A 1,694-nucleotide genomic window follows, 5' to 3' on the forward strand; every position below is an offset into this window, starting at 1 on the left:
TAGAGCGTCAGCCTTCCAAGCTGAATGTCGCCGGTTCGAACCCGGTCTCCCGCTCAAAAAAACCGAAACAAATGTTTCGGTTTTTTTATTCTTTATATTTTACGCTACCTGTTCAGCTTCAATTTATCTCCAAAGAAGAACAATCCAACTATAATTAACGCCATTATTCCTACCATTATCGTATGATTCGCTATAACACTTGGTCGCAACACCAAAGTAATTAAATATCCACCTATAGCACCTCCTAAATGCGCCGAATGACCAATATTACCCACCTGATTTTTCATTCCGTAAATAGAATATAACAAATAACCAATTCCAAACACATATCCTGGAATCGGAATCGGAATAGGTAACATGATAAGCTCCATACTTGGATACAACATTATTGAAGAAAAAATAACTCCTGAAACCGCCCCTGAAGCTCCTACTGCACTATAATATGGTTCTTTTTTATGCTGATACAATGAATACATACTTCCTGCTAACAAACTAGCAAAGTAAATCAATACGAAATTAAGTGTTCCAAAACTAGAGTCTACTACTTTTCCGAACAGATACAAAGCATACATATTAAACCCTAAGTGTAACCAATCTACATGCAGAAAACCTGACGATATCATTCTTATCTTCTCCCCTCCCAACACTCTTTGCACCTGAAACTTGTATCGATCAAAAAAAACAGGATCGTTAAATCCTTTAATCGACATTAACACATTTGCTATAATTAATCCTATAATAATTTGACTCATACTTCTAATATATATTCACAAACATAAACAAAAGTTCACAAAGTAAATATTGATAATTTAATACGATATTTGCACTTTAATTTTTCTAAAATGAATTTTTTAATTTATACAATTACCTATCCTTTCATTTGGGTACTTTCAAGATTACCAATGAGGATTTTATATATTTTTTCTGATTTTTTCTTCTTGATATTATACTATATCATTGGTTACAGAAAAAAAGTAGTCATTAAAAACCTTAAAACTGCTTTTCCTAAAAAAAGCGAAGCTGAAATAAACAGAATATCAAAAAAATTCTTTAAACACTTTGTAGACATCCTTTTTGAAAGCGTAAAATCTTTTGCTATAAGTAAAAAAGAATTACAAAAGCGCTACAAATACACAAATCCTGAACTTATAAACAAATACGCTGAACAAGGAAGAAGTGTTGCTTTAGTAGGTTCACACCAAGCAAATTGGGAATGGTCTGTCGGCATGCCTCTTTCTGTAAACATTAACTGTTTTGGAGCTTACAAAAAGATCAAAAACCCTTATTTTGACAAATTAATAAAAAAATCTAGAACACAATTTGGTTTTGAAGCCGTGCCTACATATCTATTTAATAGAAGTATCTACGAAAAACACTCCAACAAAACACAATACCTATACCTTTTACTTAGTGATCAATCTCCTCAAATGGGAAAAACTAGGTATTGGGCTAGCTTTTTAAATGAAAAAGTACCAGTACACACAGGAGCTGAAGTTCTGTCAAAAAAATACAACTCGGTAGTTATCAATATGAAAACCACCAAAGTTAAAAGAGGTTATTTTGAAGTTGAATTTGAATTAATCACTGATACACCTAACGATTTCGATAATTTTGAAATTACCGATAAATACCTTGAGCTTACAGAAAGAAACATTAAAGCTCAACCCGAGTATTACCTATGGACTCATAATCGT

The 1,694-nt window shown here is 32.2% G+C and carries 2 protein-coding genes; one reads left to right on the forward strand and one right to left on the reverse strand.

What is annotated here, in order from left to right:
• Positions 1–104 precede the first annotated feature (104 nt).
• On the reverse strand, positions 105–752 hold the full coding sequence (locus OU788_RS12230; protein ID WP_274635424.1) for a rhomboid family intramembrane serine protease: 648 nt from the start codon (positions 750–752) through the stop codon (positions 105–107).
• 90 nt (positions 753–842) lie between these two features.
• On the opposite strand from OU788_RS12230, the gene OU788_RS12235 reads away from it, so the two are divergent.
• Positions 843–1,694: lysophospholipid acyltransferase family protein (locus tag OU788_RS12235; protein ID WP_274635425.1), on the forward strand; the 852-nt coding region annotated here is incomplete at its 3' end.

Origin of the sequence: Tenacibaculum sp. L6 (assembly GCF_028823685.1) — a bacterium.
Lineage (GTDB): Bacteria > Bacteroidota > Bacteroidia > Flavobacteriales > Flavobacteriaceae > Polaribacter.

Excerpts from the sequence above, each read along its gene's own strand:
- OU788_RS12230 (WP_274635424.1), bottom strand. The coding sequence starts at position 752 with ATGAGTCAAATTATTATAGGATTAATTATAGCAAATGTGTTAATGTCG.